Genomic DNA, 18,552 nt, shown 5'->3' with positions numbered 1-18,552 from the left:
CACACGTTGGGTATTTTTGCCAATTTTAAACAAGGTAAAAGTCAACGCGACTGGCTTCAACAAGCCAACGTTATAGGATGTTAAAGTCGAGCATCGCGTTACTTTATCTTTATACTTCCCATTATTCAGGCGAATTGCGCAATCAAACTGACTTTTAGCGATATCAATACCACAATAATAAACCTGTTCCATAAAGCTCCTCCGGTTATCAACCTTGTTAATGCGGGCTACCCGTACAGCCGGTGCCAGAGATACTGTTCGATATACTGAGGATGAATGGCTGCTGCAAAATCTGTCTTACTGGCTCATGGTCAAAGTTGCTACTGTCATCCAGCCATCCGGTACTACACTATGCAACGATTTTAAAAGCAAACCGAACATACAAGTTGCTCATTATGCGCTATGGCCTATATGCAATCGATCAGTTATGTTAGGAAAAGATCTCTTAATTATCAAACTTCATTTTGTTCTGATCGTTTTTTGTTAAAATGCTCTTTCCATTCATTTATTCAGAGATTTTAGCAATGTTATCTTTTTCACCGTTTGACGATTTAGCCCAACGGATTTTACCTGTCGCGATAGAAGGTGATGATGGTGCCCATGATATTGCTCATTTGTATCGGGTTTGGAAAAACGCTAAAAAAATTTGTGAAGCAGAATGCGGGAATTTGCAGTTAGTTTTTGCTGCGGTTTTATTACATGATTGCGTTAATGTTGAGAAAAACGATCCGAACCGACATTTAGCCTCTCGCATGGCCGCAGATAAAGCAGCCTTAATATTAAAAGATCTCGGATGGAGTGAAGAAGATATTGCTGCTGTTTGCCATGCCATTGAAGCGCATAGCTTCTCTGCTGGATTAACACCAACAACACTGGAAGCCCAAATTGTACAGGATGCTGATCGGCTGGATTCTATAGGAATGATGGGAGTTGCTCGCTGTTTTTATACGGCAGGGCGTATGCGTTCAGGGTTGTATGAAACTTATGATCCTTTGGCAAAGCAGCGTGAATATAATGATCGCGCTTATGCTGTTGATCATTTTTATACTAAATTATTTAAAATAGAAGCTGGTTTTCAGACGGCTACAGGCAAGCAAATGGCTTATGAAAGAACAAAACGCATGGAACAATTCCTGAACGATTTCTTTGACGAAATTCAGGCTGAATAAACCAACATTAATAATGAATAGGTATAATTAACAGGATTTATATTAGCAAGAGAACATGTAGTGGCAGAAATATATAGTGATGAATATTGGATGCGTCGGGCCATGGATTTGGCAATGCAGGCACAGGTACAAGGTGAGATCCCTGTAGGTGCGCTGTTGGTGGCGGATAATAAAATTATTGCAGAAGGCTATAACCTTCCGATTACAGGCCATGATCCGACAGCTCACGCAGAAATTGTTGCATTACGGCGTGGAGGGGCTCAATTAAAAAATTACCGTCTGTTGAACACAACACTATATGTTACTTTGGAACCGTGTGTTATGTGTGCGGGAGCGATGATCCACAGCCGGATACAGCGGTTAGTTTATGGTGCAAGTGATATGAAAACCGGTGCGGCAGGGTCATTAATTGATATTTTGCGTCATCCCGGTATGAATCACCAGATTGAGATTACTGGCGGAGTATTGGGACAAGAATGCTCCACTATGTTGAGTGCATTTTTCAAGCAACGTAGGGAGCAACATAAAGAATTAAAAAAGTTGAAAAAATAACAGCAGAAAGCATCATAAAGAGTTACAAAGCATTCTCATTTGTATTATCAGGGTTGCTGACGGTGGGTTTCTCAGTGGGCATATTAGGCTTTTCTGCCTTGTTGCGGTTGTTTTGTGCTCTCAGATACCCTTCTAAGCTTTGGTAATAACGACGAATATTTTCGACGTAGCGATAAGCCTCATAACCGCGTGCATAACCATATGTGGTATTGGCATAGTATTTTTTCTTACTTAATAGAGGAATGAGTGATTTAACGTCCATCCAGCGGTCAGGGTCACCTTTTTGCATGGTTGTTAATTTTCGAGCGTCAAGAATATGTCCATACCCCATATTATAAGCGGCTAATGCGAACCAAATTCTCTCATCTTCGGGAATAGTATCCGGCAAACGAGCCATCAGGTAATGCAGATAAGCCATTCCCCCTTTCACACTCTCGTCCGGATCAAGACGGTCTTTGACTCCCGCCCATTCTGCTGTTGGGCGGGTCAGCATCATCATGCCACGAACGCCTGTGGGAGAAGTTGCTTGTGGATCCCAATGTGATTCCTGCCATGCGATAGCTGCAACTAATTGCCAGTCGAGAGAATCCGCGTATTTCGCAAAAATAGGCTGATATGTTGGCAATAAGTTATTAATTGCACGAATGAATGAGATAGTGTCAAAGTAATCGAACGAGCCAATATGGCTGAAATATTTTTCTTCCAGCCGTGGCGTTATATGGTTTTCAGTCAGCATGTTGAAAAAATCCAGCATTGCTGAGTAGAGGCTATAGTCATCATTACGCTTCAAATACCAGGTTAATGGCTTATCTTCACTGACATCAAAAGCGATAGCCAGATTGGGATGGATACGCTGTTGCAAAGCAAGGCTGATTGAATCGCTGATCGTATAGTCAACTTTTCCTTCAGATACTTGTTCAAGCAAGTGCTGGGTATTGTGATGTGACGATTCTTCCCAGGTTAAATCAGGATAAGATTTTTCTTTCCACTGTTTTAGTTCACTGACATGGGCAGAGCCGGCGGTGACAACCAGTGAGCCTTTTAAATCAGTAAAAGAACGTGGGCGCGCTGTACCTTTGCGATAAACCAATTGTTGGGATACTGAATAATAGGCTGGGCCAGTCCGTGTTTGGTCGAGTCTTTCTCTGTTATAGATAAGACCGGCGGCTAAAAAATCGGCTTTATCAGTGTTTAAGTCATCAAAAAGCTGGCTAATATTAGAACGAAACTTAATACTCAGTTTGACACCCAGATAGTCAGCAAATCGTTTGGTTAAGTCATAATCAAATCCTACTGGTTCATTTTTATCATTAAGTGAAATCAGAGGAGAACTGATGGTGCTCACCCGAAGTTCTCCCCGTGCCAAGATCCTGTTTATCTGCTCCTGCTGTTTATTAGGCCAGCTAATGTTGAGACCAATGATTGTGGCAGAGAGGAGCGTGATAATGACGATGACAAAATAATTTATCTTGATATTTTTCAAATAGTTATCTCTCGTCAGTACGGTTAGGCTCCGTATGAAATGTCAGATAATAGCATGGTTAAATTTCCAGTAATCGGGAATTTTGCGCAACAAAATTGAGATCTGCAACCCTATTGAACCAATTTTAAAAATTCATTGAATGTGTTGTTAGATTAATTAACGCTCACGCAAACGGTTTCGTCAGAGAAAACATTCCTCTATAATGTCGGCGTTTCCCCTAAGGCATCAGTCAGGCTTTGCTTCTAAGATGAGAGAACCTATTACTATGGAAATTCTGCGTGGCTCGCCCGCTTTATCAGCGTTTCGTATTACTAAGCTCCTTTCCCAGTGTCAAGCTCAGCAGCTTCCTGTGGCAGCAATTTATGCAGAATATGTGCACTTTGCAGAAATAAATTCACCTCTTACAGTAGAAGAAAAGGAAAAATTAAGCAGACTACTAAAATATGGCCCTTCTTTAGCTGAACATGAACCTAAAGGTCAACTGTTTTTAGTCACTCCCCGGCCAGGGACAATATCGCCATGGTCATCAAAAGCGACAGAGATAATTCACAATTGCGGACTGAAACAGATTGTCCGTTTGGAAAGAGGGATTGCCTACTATATCCAATGTGATGTTACCCAGAATAACATCCACGGAAAGGCAATGGATGACAAACAGCGGCAGGCGCTGTCTGCATTATTGCACGATCGCATGATGGAAAGTGTGTTTACCCAGTTTGAACAGGCTGAGGCACTGTTTTCTCACCAGACGCCTGCGCCATTGAAGCAAATTGATATTTTGCAATCAGGGCGGACTGCATTGGAATCTGCCAATGTTGAGTTGGGATTAGCGCTGGCAGCGGATGAAATTGATTATCTGTTACAAGCTTTCCAGAAATTAGGACGTAATCCGACTGATGTTGAACTCTACATGTTCGCACAGGCGAATTCTGAACATTGTCGCCACAAAATTTTCAATGCAGATTGGGTGATTGATGGGCAGGAACAACCAAATTCTCTGTTTAAAATGATTAAAAATACCTTTGAACAGACACCGGATCATGTTTTCTCTGCTTATAAAGACAACGCCGCGGTAATGGAAGGTTCTCAGGTAGGGCGATTTTTCCCTGATCCTGAAAAGGGAATATATGGTTATCACCAGGAACCTGCCCATATTTTGATGAAAGTCGAAACACATAACCATCCGACAGCAATTTCTCCCTGGCCGGGAGCGGCGACAGGATCTGGCGGGGAAATCCGTGATGAAGGAGCAACAGGACGGGGAGCAAAACCTAAGGCCGGGTTGATTGGTTTTTCCGTCTCGAACCTGAAAATCCCCGGATTTGAACAACCGTGGGAAGAAGAGTTTGGTAAGCCTGAACGGATTGTCAGCGCACTGGATATCATGTTAGAAGGCCCTTTGGGCGGAGCGGCATTCAATAATGAATTTGGCCGCCCGGCATTGTTGGGGTATTTCAGAACATATGAAGAGAAAGTGGAATCCCATAACGGCGCAGAATTACGTGGCTACCATAAACCGATCATGCTGGCCGGGGGAATCGGAAATATTCGTGAAGAGCATATCCAGAAAGGGGAGATCCCTGTCGGAGCCAAATTGATTGTACTGGGTGGCCCAAGCATGAATATTGGTCTGGGTGGTGGAGCCGCTTCTTCAATGACATCGGGCCAATCTGATGCGGAGCTGGATTTTGCCTCTGTACAGCGCGATAACGCAGAAATGGAACGTCGTTGTCAGGAAGTTATCGACAGTTGTTGGCAGCTTGGCCGCAAGAACCCTATTTTGTTTATCCATGATGTTGGTGCGGGTGGCTTATCAAATGCGATGCCTGAATTAGTCAGTGATGGAGGACGAGGAGGCCGTTTTGAGCTGCGCAATATCCTCAATGATGAACCGGGTATGACTCCATTGCAGGTGTGGTGCAATGAATCTCAGGAGCGTTACGTATTAGCTGTCGCACCGGAACAGCTTACCCTGTTCGAGGATATTTGTCGGCGTGAGCGTGCTCCGTACGCAGTAATCGGTGAAGCGACGGAAGAACGTCACCTGCTATTGAACGACAATCATTTTGATAACCAGCCAATTGATATACCGTTGGATGTTCTGCTCGGCAACACACCAAAAATGCTGAAAAATGTAAATTCACTAAAAGCACAGGGTAAAGGGCTGGAGCGCGCAAGTATTGATTTGGCCGAAGCGGTAAAACGCGTTCTGCATTTACCCGCAGTGGCAGAGAAAACATTCTTGATTACCATAGGCGATCGTTCAATAACAGGCATGGTAGCGAGAGACCAGATGGTTGGGCCATGGCAGATCCCTGTTGCAGATTGCGCAGTCACAACAGCCAGTCTGGATAGCTATTATGGTGAAGCTATGTCGATGGGAGAACGTGCTCCTGTTGCTCTGTTGGACTTTGCTGCATCAGCACGTATGGCTGTCGGGGAAGCGTTGACTAATATTGCATCGGCTTATGTACAGGATTTGAAGCGGGTAAAACTGTCAGCGAACTGGATGTCAGCATCAGGTCATGCCGGAGAAGATGCCGGATTGTATGCGGCGGTGAAGGCGATAGGTGAGGAATTATGTCCTGCGTTGGGCCTGACTATACCTGTCGGTAAAGATTCCATGTCGATGAAAACTTGCTGGATTCAGGATGGTGAAGAGCGTGCAATGACAGCTCCGCTTTCATTAGTTATCAGTGCGTTTGCACGGGTGGAGGATGTTCGTTGTACTGTCACGCCAGAATTGTCTACCGATGATGATAATGCATTACTGCTGATTGATCTGGGACAGGGACAAAATGCACTGGGAGGGACGGCATTGGCTCAGGTTTATCGCCAGCTTGGTGATAAAACTGCAGATGTTCGCAGTACGGAACAACTTGCTAACTTCTTTAAGGCGATCCAACAGTTGATTGCAGAACAAAAACTGCTGGCTTATCACGACCGTTCTGATGGTGGTCTGCTGGTGACATTGGCAGAGATGGCATTTGCGGGACACTGTAGTCTGCATGCCGATATCAGCGCATTTGATGAAGATATCCTGGGGGCACTGTTTAGTGAAGAATTAGGGGCGGTGATTCAGGTTCGTGAAACAGACAGACAGCAGATTGAAGAGCTGTTAGCTGATTATGGCCTGAGTGAATGCTTACACTATTTAGGTAAGGCTAAGGCGGGAGATGATTTTGTGATCTCCAGCAACAATATGGAAGTTTATCGTCAAAATCGTAGTACATTGCGTTTATGGTGGGCAGAAACAACCTGGCAGATGCAACGTCTGCGTGATAATCCTGAATGCGCTGATCAAGAACATCAGGCAAAACAGAATGTGAGCGATCCCGGCCTGAATGTGAAATTATCCTTTGACCTGGCAGAGGACATTGCGGCTTGTTACATATCGAAACAAGTACGTCCGCGAGTTGCTGTATTGCGTGAACAGGGAGTTAACTCCCATGTTGAAATGGCGGCAGCATTCCATCGTGCAGGTTTTGAAGCCGTGGATGTCCATATGAGTGATTTGTTGAGTGGACGTATCACTCTGGCACAGTTCCAGACATTGGTAGCCTGTGGTGGCTTTTCATATGGGGATGTCCTTGGTGCAGGTGAAGGTTGGGCAAAATCCATTCTGTTTAATTCACGGGTACGTGACGATTTTGCGAACTTCTTTGCAAGACCGGATACGTTATCTCTTGGTGTATGTAATGGCTGCCAGATGATTTCTAACCTGCATGAGCTGATCCCAGGCACCGAACATTGGCCTCGTTTTGTACGTAACCGTTCAGAACGTTATGAAGCTCGTTTCAGTCTGGTTGAAGTTGTGGACAGCCCTTCATTATTCTTGCAGGGCATGGCCGGTTCCCGTTTGCCAATTGCGGTTGCCCATGGTGAAGGTCAGGTAGAGTTCAGAAACAGCCTGAGTTTGACTGAATTGAAAAAACACCAGCAGGTTGCAATGCAATTTGTGGATAACTATGGTCAGGCGACAGAAAATTATCCTGCAAACCCCAATGGTTCCGCTGAAGGGATCACTTCTGTCACCAGCTTTGATGGTCGGGTTACTGTGATGATGCCACATCCTGAAAGGGTATTCCGTACTGTCAGTAACTCCTGGCATCCCAAAGAGTGGGGAGAAGATAGCCCGTGGATGCGTATTTTCCGCAATGCACGTAAACAGTTAGGTTAATATAAAGTACCTATTTCTCTATAAGGCTCGGCATATTTGTCAGAGCCTTTATTTTTTCGTTTCCTTATCACAGATAATATTTTTCTCTACATATGGTTTTTATATCTTATGAATTTACTGTGGTATTTTATTTTTCTGGTAGATTCTCATGATAAAGGAAATGTTTTTAAATGTTTATTTTTGGTTAATAATTATGAACTTGTGAGTTAATGAAATTAATTGTTTTAAAAGAGTGTCTCTAAATTACGACAATGGTATGTTATGATGTCTCAAAAAGGAGACATTTAATTAATTGATTTAATTCAATAAATATATTCATGTGGTTTGGTGTCATCAATTGGCGACAAAAGTATATGACGTGAATAAAAGAACATGCATAAAAAAATGTAAACATTAAAGGGTTTTTTGTTTTTGTTTATTAAAATCAATGTATTATATGATATTTTTGAAAGTTGGCACGCAATGTGCTTAACAACGTGTAGTTGCTCATTCAATTTTTTATGTCGGTCCACAAAGTAGGGTGGAAATATGCCACATAAGCCAGGAATGACGCCAAAGTAAGGTGCCTACCGTCCAATTAATGATATTCGCTTTCTGGCCTTATCAAGCAACGGGCGACACGTGGAGTGAGGCACCACCTATATGTTTATCAATAACTATGTTTGATAACGAAAAAAATAGTATTGACAGCATTATAGGATCCTCACTGGCGGGGTAGTAGAAAAAATACTACCCCGCCGTCATTGTTGTAGACAATGTCTTCCCTCCGCGCCTTATGCACCAGTATCATCTTGACATACCACCCTTTATAGCTATTTATGTCGGTTAGCATCAATGTAATTACAGGTTATAAGATGATTTCTCTGAAAAAATGGCGTTTATTTCCCCGCTCATTGCGTCAATTGGTTGTAATGGCTTTCTGGCTGGTGCTATTGCCGTTGTTGGTACTGGCATATCAGGCATACCAAAGCCTTGATCAGCTCAGTACGCAAGCGGCAGAAATTAACCGCGCAACGATATCTGATGCCCGGCGCAGTGAAGCAATGATAGGTGTCGCTCTTGAGATGGAACGCAGCTACCGTCAGTATTGTGTATTGGGAGATATCAGGTTGGAAAAACTCTATCAACGCCAGTATCAACAATATACCAGTATGTTGAATAATCAGATGGCGATGCTGGCTAATAGAGAATATAAGGATAAATTTAATCAACTACTGTCGGGTCTTACTAATATCACTTGTGATAATGGTGTACCAGAGCCTGTGGTAGCTAAGCTACTTGAGCAGTTCTCAAACGCCAATAATCAGTTAGTACAGGAAACACGTAATATCATTTTCACCCGTGGTGAGCAATTGCAGAAAGACATTGCTGATAAGGGGCAGTTTTTTGGTTGGCAAAGTTTAATTCTGTTCCTGCTGAGTGCTTTTTTAATCGCACTTTTTACTCGGATGATCATTGGGCCGGTAAAAGGCATTGAACGAATGATTAATCGATTAGGTGCAGGACAAACACTGGAAAGCAAGATTGAATCCTTTAAAGGACCCAGAGAGTTACGTTCACTGGCGTTGCGGATTATTTGGTTGAGTGAGCGTCTATCCTGGCTTGAATCTCAACGGCATGAATTCTTGCGTCATATCTCCCATGAATTGAAAACACCACTCGCCAGTATGCGTGAAGGTACGGAATTGTTGGCGGATGAAATTGCCGGGCCATTGACAACAGACCAAAAAGAAGTGGTTAGTATTCTGGATAGTAGTAGTAAACACTTGCAACAGCTTATTGAACAATTGCTCGAATATAATCGTAAAATCGTGGATAACCCCGCCGAAAATCAAGTGGTGTCTTTAAAAGAGCTCGTTGATAGCGTTGTTCTGTCACATCAGTTGCCTGCACGAACAAAAAATATTTATACAACAATCCAATTAGATGCTGATAATTGTTGGGCTGAACCTAAACTATTGATGCGAGTCATTGATAATCTCTATTCCAATGCAGTGCACTATGGCGCTGAATCCGGTAACATTTGGATTTCCAGTCGGCAATTAGATGAAAATATTCAGATTGACATTGCCAATACAGGAACGCCTATCCCTGATTTAGAAAAAAGCATGATTTTTGAACCATTTTACCAAGGAAAGCTTCAACGCAAAGGTGCGGTCAAGGGAAGTGGCCTTGGTTTGAGTATTGCGCAGGACTGTATTAAACGGATGGGGGGGGGACTTCATCTGATAGAATCTGATTTTGCTGATGTATGCTTTCGGATTGAACTGCCATTAACCGCAGAGAATGACTAAATATATGCACAACAGGTTTACTCACCACTTTATGATGAAGACGGAGATGATAGAAACGGAGCAGCAAGTTATTGAGATCCAAACAATGACAAGAATGGCTGTTATAGAGCGTTTGCTTAAATGGGCTTCACTCCTGCGTTTTCGTACCATGATTTTACTGTTTGTTCCCTATTTACTGACAGGGTGTGTCTCAAATTCCGGTTCTGATGATTTAGTAACGATTGCCGAATCTATTATACCAGAGCAACGTGTCACAGATTATCGCATCAAGGGGTGCGATGTGATGTGGGATATTGCAAAACCAGCCGCAATGGAAAATGGCCTTTATTGGTTAAAATTGATGGACTGTACGAATAAACTGCCTCCAGTAAAAGCTCGCGATATGGCAAAACAGTTTACGCCGACAAATTGGTCACAAGTTTTCAAGCAGAGTATCCTTATTGACCAAGCTGCACCGTCATTAACTGAACGGCGTAAGATTATGGAAAGTTTGAATCGATATAGCCTGCAATTTCCGTCCTCGCTACTGTCATTGTTGCAGTTATGGAGTGAACAGCAATATTTAAAAATCAATCTGGCAGAACAAAAGTCAAAATATCAGCGATTGCAATTTGACAGTGATGCCAAAATTGATCGATTGAAAGAGACAGGGGCCCGTTTGGAGTATGAACTGCGTTCAATATCCCGCAAATTAGAAAATCTAACAGATATCGAGCGTCAGCTTTCTTCCCGCAAGCAAGTCCAGAACAGCTCTTCGGTTTCAGGGGAAACCGGGCAAGGTGAAATAGAACATGCAGTTGATACAGGCAACAAGGTGATTGACACTAAGCCGGAGATTAAGCCGGAAACTAAATCGGAAACAGGATCAGAGCTGACCCCGGAAACGAAAACAGAAGCTAATCCCTCAGAAGAAAAAGGAGCTGAATCACAATGACCGTACGCAATCCTGCTCATCTTCTTTTAGTTGATGATGATCCAAGCCTATTAAAATTATTGGGAATGCGTCTGACTAGTGAAGGATTTCGCGTCACAACAGTGGAAAGCGGGCATGAAGCATTACGCATGTTGCTGAAAGAAAAAGTGGATTTGGTCATCAGCGACTTACGCATGGATGAAATGGATGGCATGGCATTGTTTGCGGAAATCCAAAAACAGCATCCCGGCATGCCAGTGATTATTCTCACTGCACATGGTTCTATCCCGGATGCCGTTGCTGCAACACAGCAAGGGGTATTTAGTTTTCTGACTAAACCGGTTGACCGTGATGCACTTTATAAAGCCATTGACGATGCTTTGGAATTATCAACACCAGCTATAGATGGAAAGTGGAGCGAACAAATTGTCACACGCAGCCCGCTGATGTTGCGTCTGCTGGAACAGGCGAAAATGGTGGCTCAATCTGACGTTAGTGTCCTGATTAATGGGCAAAGCGGAACAGGTAAGGAAGTTCTGGCTCAGGCTATCCATCGTGCAAGCCCGCGTGCGAAGAAACCTTTTATTGCAATTAACTGCGGGGCTTTACCTGAACAACTGTTGGAGTCTGAGTTATTTGGTCATGCTAAGGGGGCATTCACTGGAGCAGTCAGTAGCCGGGAAGGACTATTTCTGGCCGCACAAGGGGGAACTTTGTTCCTTGATGAAATCGGTGATATGCCATTAGCACTACAAGTCAAATTATTAAGGGTTTTGCAGGAGCGTAAAGTCCGTCCTCTGGGAAGTAACCGCGATTTAGATATTGATGTCAGGATCATTTCCGCAACTCACCGTGATTTGCCAAAAGCGATGCAACGTAATGAATTCAGGGAAGACCTCTATTATCGATTAAACGTAGTTAACCTGAAAATCCCGGCTTTGAATAAACGGGCGGAAGACATTCCTTTATTGGCAAATCATTTGTTGCGTGAATCGGCCAAACGCCATAAACCTTTTGTACGCAGCTTTTCCACTAATGCTATGAAATGTCTGATGGCCGCAAGTTGGCCGGGTAATGTCCGCCAATTGGTCAATGTTATCGAGCAATGTGTGGCATTGACGACAGCCCCGGTGATTAGTGATGCTTTGGTTATGCAGGCATTAGAAGGCGAAAATACGGCATTGCCGACATTTGTGGAAGCACGTAATCAGTTTGAACTGAATTACTTACGCAAATTATTGCAAATGACAAAAGGGAATGTTACCCATGCCGCTCGTATGGCAGGACGTAACCGGACAGAGTTTTATAAATTGTTGGCTCGTCACGAGTTGGATGCCAACGATTTTAAAGAATAACCTTTCTGTTATTTAAATCCATAAAGTTGAAACGGTATTTAAGACCGTAAGAGATTAACTGTCTTCATCAGACAGAGAAGTGAATAATGGCCCAGGAGAGCCACATTCTATGAGTCGTACTCTTAATATCTCCCTTGCTCAATTAAACTGGTTAGTAGGGGATATCGAAGGCAACAGCGATCGTATGTTGCAGACAGTGCAAGAGCAGCAAGAAAAGGGCGCTGATCTTGTCGTGTTTTCTGAGTTAGCATTGTCGGGATATTTTCCTGAAGATCTACTGTTCCGTTCTGATTTTCATCAGCGCTGTCGTGAACAATTAGTACGTTTGCAGGAGGCAAGCTCTCAGGTTGGTATTTTAGTTGGCCATCCGTGGCAACAGGACGGAAAAATATATAATGCACTTTCTCTGTTCTGGAAAGGTGAAACCGTTGCCCGTTATTTCAAACAACAATTACCTAACTATGGTGTTTTTGATGAAGAACGTTATTTCAAAGCAGGCGAACAAATCTGTGTTGTACCATTTAAAGGCTATAATCTTGGTTTGTTGATTTGTGAAGATCTGTGGTTCGATGCGCCGATTGATGCCTTGAAAGAAGCAGGATCTGATATCATTCTGTCTATTAATGCATCTCCTTTTAATCGTGAAAAACCGAATATCCGTAGCGCATTGATTAAATCACACTGTCAGCGCATTCATTTGCCAATAATTTACCTGAATCAGATTGGCGGACAAGATCAACTGATCTTTGATGGCTGCTCAAAAGTTTTTGATGTAAAAGGTGAAATTACTCATCGCATGGCAGCCTTTGCAGAACAAGTTGAACAGTGTCGTTTCAATGACATGACAATTGAGCCGATGGCAAATCCGGCTCCTCAATTGCCGCCACTTGCACAAATCTACAAGGCATTGGTGCTCTCTGTACGCGATTATGTGCAGAAAAATGGTTTTAAGGGGGCATTACTCGGTTTATCCGGTGGTATTGATTCAGGTCTGACACTGGCGATTGCTGTTGATGCTTTGGGTAAAGAGCATGTACAGGCTGTGATGATGCCATTCCGCTATACCTCTGAAATGAGCATTCATGATGCCAGAGAACAAGCAGAACTACTCGGTGTTGAATTTGACATAGTGTCTATCGAGCCTATATTTGATGCGTTTATGGTTCAATTGGAGCCTATATTTGCGGGTACAGAGAAAGATACGACTGAAGAGAATTTACAGGCACGTAGCCGGGCAGTCATCTTAATGGCAATGTCAAACAAATGCCGTCGTCTGGTGTTGACGACCAGCAACAAAAGTGAATCGGCGGTGGGTTACTCGACTTTGTACGGTGATATGGCCGGTGGCTTTAATGCTTTGAAAGATGTCCCAAAAACTATGGTATTTGCATTAGCGAAATACCGTAATACAGTCTCTCCTGCTATTCCTCAGCGTGTAATTGATCGTCCACCATCCGCGGAACTGGCTCCTGATCAGCTCGATCAGGACAGCTTGCCACCGTATGACATGCTGGATGCCATCCTTGAGGGATATGTTGAAAAAGATAAATCTGTGGCTGACTTAGTGGCTGAAGGTTTTGATGAAGCGATTATTCGTAAGGTGATCCGGCTGGTGGACATCAATGAATATAAACGTCGTCAGGCACCGATTGGCCCACGTATTACACAGCGTGATTTTGGTAAAGACAGGCGCTATCCGATTACGTCTGGTTTCGGACGTAAAAACTGGTAATAACAGGAAAACTTCATGAAAAAGATTGATGCAATTATCAAACCTTTCAAGCTCGATGATGTGCGTGAAGCTCTGGCTGAAGTCGGTATCACTGGTATGACGGTGACAGAAGTAAAAGGATTTGGTCGTCAGAAAGGACACACTGAGCTGTATCGTGGTGCAGAATATATGGTGGACTTTCTGCCTAAAGTCAAAATAGAAATTGTCGTACCGGATGATATTGTTGATACCTGTGTCGATACTATTATGCAGACTGCACAAACTGGCAAAATCGGGGATGGCAAGATTTTTGTCTTTGATGTTGCTCGTGTTGTGCGCATTCGTACTGGTGAACAGGACGAAGAGGCGATTTAACCGTATTCCGTATCCTTTGAAAAGAGAAAAGAAAAGAGAATAGATTGAAAAGTTTAATTGCCTGAAAAAGTGATAACGGCAGTAACATGGGTATTTAGTCCACCTCTTATTGAGAGGTGGAATGTTGGCATACCGAGCTGTCTTAACCGTTATCACTTATCACCGAATTTACACTTTCACTGAATTTACAAAAAACTGTGCATAAATTCGTGTTAGATCACTTTATGTGGACCAAAACATTCATAATGGATATGTTGCTCGTTAATGCCCATTGTTATTAGCTGCTTTGCAGTATATTGCATGAAAGCCAACGGCCCACAGAAATAGAATTGCATCCCTTCAGCACTTATTGCATCTTTTACAAGAGACAGGTCCATCAACCCGGCATGTTGATAATGTATGCTATGCTGATCTTTATCTCTGGGTTCACGATACCAAACCTGAGAATTCAGATTCGGCATGGATTGGGCAATTTCTTTTACCTTATCTGCAAAGGCATGATAGCTACCATGTTCTGTCGCGTGAAACCAATTGACCACACTTTGGTGCTGCTGACCGTGCAGATATTGCAGCATACTCATCATCGGAGTTAATCCGACACCCGCTGAAATGAGCGTAACAGGGGTATCAGGCTGGACGTCAAGGAAAAAATCACCTTTTGGTGCAGATAGCGATATGATATCCCCTTCCTGTACTTTATCGTGCATATGATTGGAAATTTTGCCATAAGGTTCTCGTTTAATGGCAATTTGATAATTGCTGCCATTTGGAGTAGCAGTCAATGAATATTGACGAATTTCGCGGTTTTTAAAGGTTGGATCTTCCAGATAGATACTCAAATATTGTCCCGGTTTGTAATCCGCGACTTTGTCATCATCAACGGGTACAAACTCAAAGCTGGTAATGACATCACTTTGCGGTTGTTTACGACTGACACGAAATTGACGTAAACCACGCCAGCCTCCTGCCGAAGATTCGCTACCCTGATAAATTGCCTCTTCCCGATTGATAAAAACATCGGCCAATACATTGTAGGCTTTTTTCCAGGCGTCGAGAACTTCATCAGCCGGATGAAATAGTTCATCAATTGTTGCCAGCAGATGTGTACCGACAATTTTATAGTGTTCCGGTTGGATATTTAGGCTCGTATGTTTATGAGCGATCTTTTCTACAGCAGGTAGAAGAGCAGATAAGTTATCAATATTAGAGGCATAAGCACAAAGGGCATTAAAAAGAGCTTCACGCTGATCGCCGTTGGTTTGATGGCTCATGTTAAAAATATCTTTTAATTCAGGATTATGTCTGAACATGCGTTCATAAAAGTGAGCAGTCAACTTTGGTCCCGTGGAAACGATCAAGGGAATAGTGGACTTTATAGTTGCGATAATTTGGCTATCTAACATTATGGTCTCCTGAATTTTTCTCAAATAATGCTTAGGAATATAAGATGTATTTTAAATGCAACTTATGACGTTGAGGAATACATTAAAGTAAGAAAGAGATATTATATTGACTTAAATCAAAAAATCAGAATTTATATCACAGCAAGAAGATTTGACTGGAATCACAAAGAACAACAATAAATTTAAAGCGTGTAATCAGGATCGCGGGACATCCTGCTACAGGCGCCTAAGCAATCGTTTGCGTAAAATCTCTTGTCAAGACTATCTCATTTGATAAAAAGAGTTTACACTGTGTCAAATTCTGTCCCTCAGGGGTATTTTTTAGAGATGTAGCTGAGTCAGGAGAACCTAATGTTAAAGCGTGAAATGAATATTGCGAATTACGATCCCGAACTGTGGCAAGCGATGGAACAGGAAGTTTGTCGTCAGGAAGAACATATTGAATTGATTGCTTCTGAAAACTACACCAGTCCAAGAGTTATGCAGGCTCAAGGATCTCAGCTCACTAACAAGTATGCGGAAGGTTATCCGGGTAAACGCTACTATGGTGGTTGTGAATATGTTGATATAGTTGAACAATTGGCAATTGACCGAGCAAAAGAGTTGTTTGGTGCAGATTATGCTAACGTCCAACCACACTCAGGCTCTCAGGCAAATGCTGCGGTGTATATGACGCTGTTGCAACCAGGTGACACTGTTTTAGGGATGAATCTGGCACATGGTGGTCATCTGACTCACGGCTCTCCGGTTAACTTCTCAGGTAAACTGTATCACGTTGTTCCTTATGGTATTGATGAGAATGGCAAAATCGATTACGAGGATATTCGTAACCAAGCGCTGAAACATCAACCTAAAATGATCATTGGTGGTTTCTCTGCCTATTCTGGTGTGGTTGATTGGGCGAAAATGCGTGAAATTGCTGATGAAATCGGTACATATCTTTTTGTTGATATGGCTCATGTTGCTGGATTGGTTGCTGCGGGTGTTTATCCAAACCCTGTTCCTCATGCACATGTTGTTACAACCACCACTCACAAGACTCTGGCAGGCCCCCGCGGTGGTCTGATCCTGGCTAAAGGGGGTGATGAAGAGCTGTATAAGAAATTGAACTCTGCTGTTTTCCCTGGTGGTCAGGGTGGCCCGCTGATGCATGTCATTGCCGGGAAAGCCGTTGCACTGAAAGAAGCAATGGAGCCGGAGTTCAAAATTTATCAACAGCAGGTTGCGAAAAATGCCAAAGAAATGGTAGATGTGTTCCTGCAACGTGGTTACAAAGTTGTTTCCGGCGGTACTGATAACCATCTGTTCCTGCTGGATCTGGTGGATAAAGATATTACAGGTAAAGAAGCGGATGCAGCATTAGGGCGTGCCAATATCACTGTTAACAAAAACAGCGTACCTAACGATCCTCGCAGTCCGTTTGTCACTTCGGGTATTCGCATTGGTACTCCAGCAATTACCCGCCGTGGTTTCAAAGAAGCGGAAACCCGTGAATTAGCTGGCTGGATATGTGATGTGTTGGATAACATCAATGACGAAGTAGTTATTGAAAGTGTTAAACAGAATGTGTTGGATATCTGTGCAAAATATCCGGTTTACGCATAATTGAGAATAAAATACCGTCAATATTGAGCTTATACCCAAATAGATTTCAAGTTGCAGCCAATAAAGCTGTAGCTTGAAAGATGAAAGGTATATCAGGTATTAAGCCCGACTCATAACATTAGTTTTGAGCGGGTTTTTTGCATTAAAAAATGGGGGCATTTGGATGGTTGTTCCATCAACATTTTGGCTAGGGTTAGGTTATTTCACTTATTTTTTTGCTTTTGGAATATTCTTACCTTTCTGGTCAGTTTGGTTACAGGGAGAAGGTATTACTCCTTCTATGATCGGTATACTGTTAGCTATCGGGTTAGTTTCTCGTTTCCTCGGTAGTTTATTTATTTCGCCTACGGTTAAAGATCCTTCTAAATTAATTAACGCATTAAGATTTCTATCCTTATTGGCTTTGGTCTTTGCTGTTAGCTTTTCCTTTAGTAGCCATTGGGTATGGGTTTCCCTTGTTATGATAGGTTTTAACCTGTTTTTTTCACCTTTGGTTCCTTTATCAGATGCTTTAGCGGGAACATGGCAAAAACAGTTTACTTTTGATTATGGCAAGGTACGTGTGTGGGGATCGATTGCCTTTATTATCAGCTCTTCTTTAGCGGGGATATTGATGTCAGCCAATGGCATCGATTTAGGTTCAGATTTCAGCATTTCCTTTGAAAAGATCAATAATTGGATTGGCCTCAATTTATTTGGTCATCACAACATCATCCTTGTTTCCCTGATTTTCAGTGTTGCCGTTATGTTACTGGGAATGATGCTAAAACCTTCTATTATGCCTGAAGGCAAAATTAAGGTAGAAAATATCAATGCAGTATCATTCAAGAAATTATTGTCCGAAAAATCGGTATGGCAGTTTTTATTATGTGTGGCGTTGTTACAAGCTGCTCACGCTGGTTACTACAGCTTTGGTTCTATTTATTGGGAAAAAGCTGGCTATTCTGCATCAACTATCGGTTATCTCTGGTCATTGGGCGTTGTCGCAGAAGTTGTTGTTTTCACTTTTAGTAAACAGCTATTCCGACACTGGAGTGCCCGTAGTCTTCTATTGATTTCTGCGATTTGTGGAGTTATTCGCTGGGGGTTAATGGGAACATTCACTGAATTGCCAGTTCTGATTATTATTCAGATCCTACATTGCGGAACTTTTACAGTCTGTCATTTAGCTGCCATGCGCTTTATCGGTGCCAGAAAAGAAAATGAAGTTATCCGATTACAATCGGTTTATTCTGCATTAGCGATGGGCGGTGGTATTGCAGTTATGAGCGCAATAGGCGGTTTTTTGTATGAGTATATGGGAAGCGGTATCTATTGGGTTATGGCACTGGTTGCATTACCTGCAATTTTCTTACGGCCTAAAGTAGAAGCTAAAATACATTCGTTGTGAAGTGCATTCATTGTGAAATGTATTTATTGAGAAACACATTGATTGTAAATAAAGTCGTAAATAAAACAGGCACCAATAAGTTTGGTGCCCTGAAAATAACATTGCTCAAATGGTTATTTTAT

13 protein-coding genes are annotated in these 18,552 nt (G+C 42.6%); 10 read left to right on the top strand and 3 right to left on the bottom strand.

Annotated elements, in window-relative coordinates; all coding sequences use genetic code 11:
• The coding region (locus Xbud_RS19825; protein WP_169923063.1) for a hypothetical protein at window positions 1-192 on the bottom strand (192 nt) is incomplete at its 3' end.
• Between the two features lie 332 nt (window positions 193-524).
• Here Xbud_RS19825 and Xbud_RS12165 point away from each other — a divergent pair.
• Window positions 525-1,169 (top strand): HD domain-containing protein, encoded by a 645-nt coding sequence (locus Xbud_RS12165; RefSeq protein ID WP_244589938.1) that lies wholly within the window; start codon window positions 525-527, stop codon window positions 1,167-1,169.
• A gap of 60 nt (window positions 1,170-1,229) precedes the next feature.
• Window positions 1,230-1,721 (top strand): tRNA adenosine(34) deaminase TadA, encoded by a 492-nt coding sequence (gene tadA / locus Xbud_RS12160; RefSeq protein WP_209028384.1) that lies wholly within the window; start codon window positions 1,230-1,232, stop codon window positions 1,719-1,721.
• Between the two features lie 22 nt (window positions 1,722-1,743).
• On the opposite strand, the gene mltF is transcribed toward tadA, so the two are convergent.
• Window positions 1,744-3,204, bottom strand: a complete 1,461-nt coding sequence (mltF, locus tag Xbud_RS12155; RefSeq protein WP_099136305.1) for a membrane-bound lytic murein transglycosylase MltF — start codon at window positions 3,202-3,204, stop codon at window positions 1,744-1,746.
• A gap of 265 nt (window positions 3,205-3,469) precedes the next feature.
• On the opposite strand from mltF, the gene purL reads away from it, so the two are divergent.
• From purL to glnB, 6 genes are all read left to right on the top strand, one after another.
• A complete protein-coding gene (gene purL, locus Xbud_RS12150; RefSeq protein ID WP_099136304.1) occupies window positions 3,470-7,384 on the top strand; it encodes a phosphoribosylformylglycinamidine synthase in 3,915 nt (1,304 codons plus the stop codon).
• Between the two features lie 854 nt (window positions 7,385-8,238).
• Window positions 8,239-9,678 (top strand): sensor histidine kinase, encoded by a 1,440-nt coding sequence (locus Xbud_RS12145; RefSeq protein WP_169923065.1) that lies wholly within the window; start codon window positions 8,239-8,241, stop codon window positions 9,676-9,678.
• A 31-nt stretch (window positions 9,679-9,709) separates the two neighbouring features.
• Window positions 9,710-10,612, top strand: a complete 903-nt coding sequence (qseG, locus tag Xbud_RS12140; RefSeq protein ID WP_244589937.1) for a two-component system QseEF-associated lipoprotein QseG — start codon at window positions 9,710-9,712, stop codon at window positions 10,610-10,612.
• On the top strand, window positions 10,609-11,946 hold the full coding sequence (gene glrR, locus Xbud_RS12135; protein ID WP_099136301.1) for a two-component system response regulator GlrR: 1,338 nt from the start codon (window positions 10,609-10,611) through the stop codon (window positions 11,944-11,946). The genes qseG and glrR overlap by 4 nt, the downstream gene beginning before the upstream one ends.
• Before the next feature lie 109 nt (window positions 11,947-12,055).
• Entirely contained in the window at window positions 12,056-13,678 is a 1,623-nt protein-coding gene (locus Xbud_RS12130) for an NAD+ synthase (RefSeq protein ID WP_099136300.1), read from the top strand.
• Window positions 13,679-13,693: 15 nt separating this feature from the next.
• Complete coding sequence (gene glnB / locus Xbud_RS12125; RefSeq protein WP_038267821.1) at window positions 13,694-14,032, top strand: nitrogen regulatory protein P-II; 339 nt, start codon at window positions 13,694-13,696, stop codon at window positions 14,030-14,032.
• A gap of 212 nt (window positions 14,033-14,244) precedes the next feature.
• Here glnB and hmpA read toward each other — a convergent pair whose 3' ends face one another.
• A complete protein-coding gene (gene hmpA, locus Xbud_RS12120; RefSeq protein ID WP_280176110.1) occupies window positions 14,245-15,450 on the bottom strand; it encodes an NO-inducible flavohemoprotein in 1,206 nt (401 codons plus the stop codon).
• A gap of 336 nt (window positions 15,451-15,786) precedes the next feature.
• Between hmpA and glyA the strand changes: the two genes are divergently transcribed.
• Entirely contained in the window at window positions 15,787-17,040 is a 1,254-nt protein-coding gene (gene glyA / locus Xbud_RS12115) for a serine hydroxymethyltransferase (protein ID WP_099136298.1), read from the top strand.
• Between the two features lie 163 nt (window positions 17,041-17,203).
• Window positions 17,204-18,430 carry a 3-phenylpropionate MFS transporter gene (locus Xbud_RS12110; protein ID WP_099136297.1) on the top strand — a complete coding sequence of 409 codons (1,227 nt, stop codon included), beginning with the start codon at window positions 17,204-17,206 and terminating at the stop codon, window positions 18,428-18,430.
• Window positions 18,431-18,552: the final 122 nt, after the last annotated feature.

It is taken from the genome of Xenorhabdus budapestensis, assembly GCF_002632465.1.
Taxonomy (GTDB): Bacteria; Pseudomonadota; Gammaproteobacteria; order Enterobacterales; family Enterobacteriaceae; genus Xenorhabdus; species Xenorhabdus budapestensis.
The sequence above is the reverse complement of the archived record's forward strand: the minus strand, read 5'-3'. Positions and strand labels throughout refer to the sequence as shown.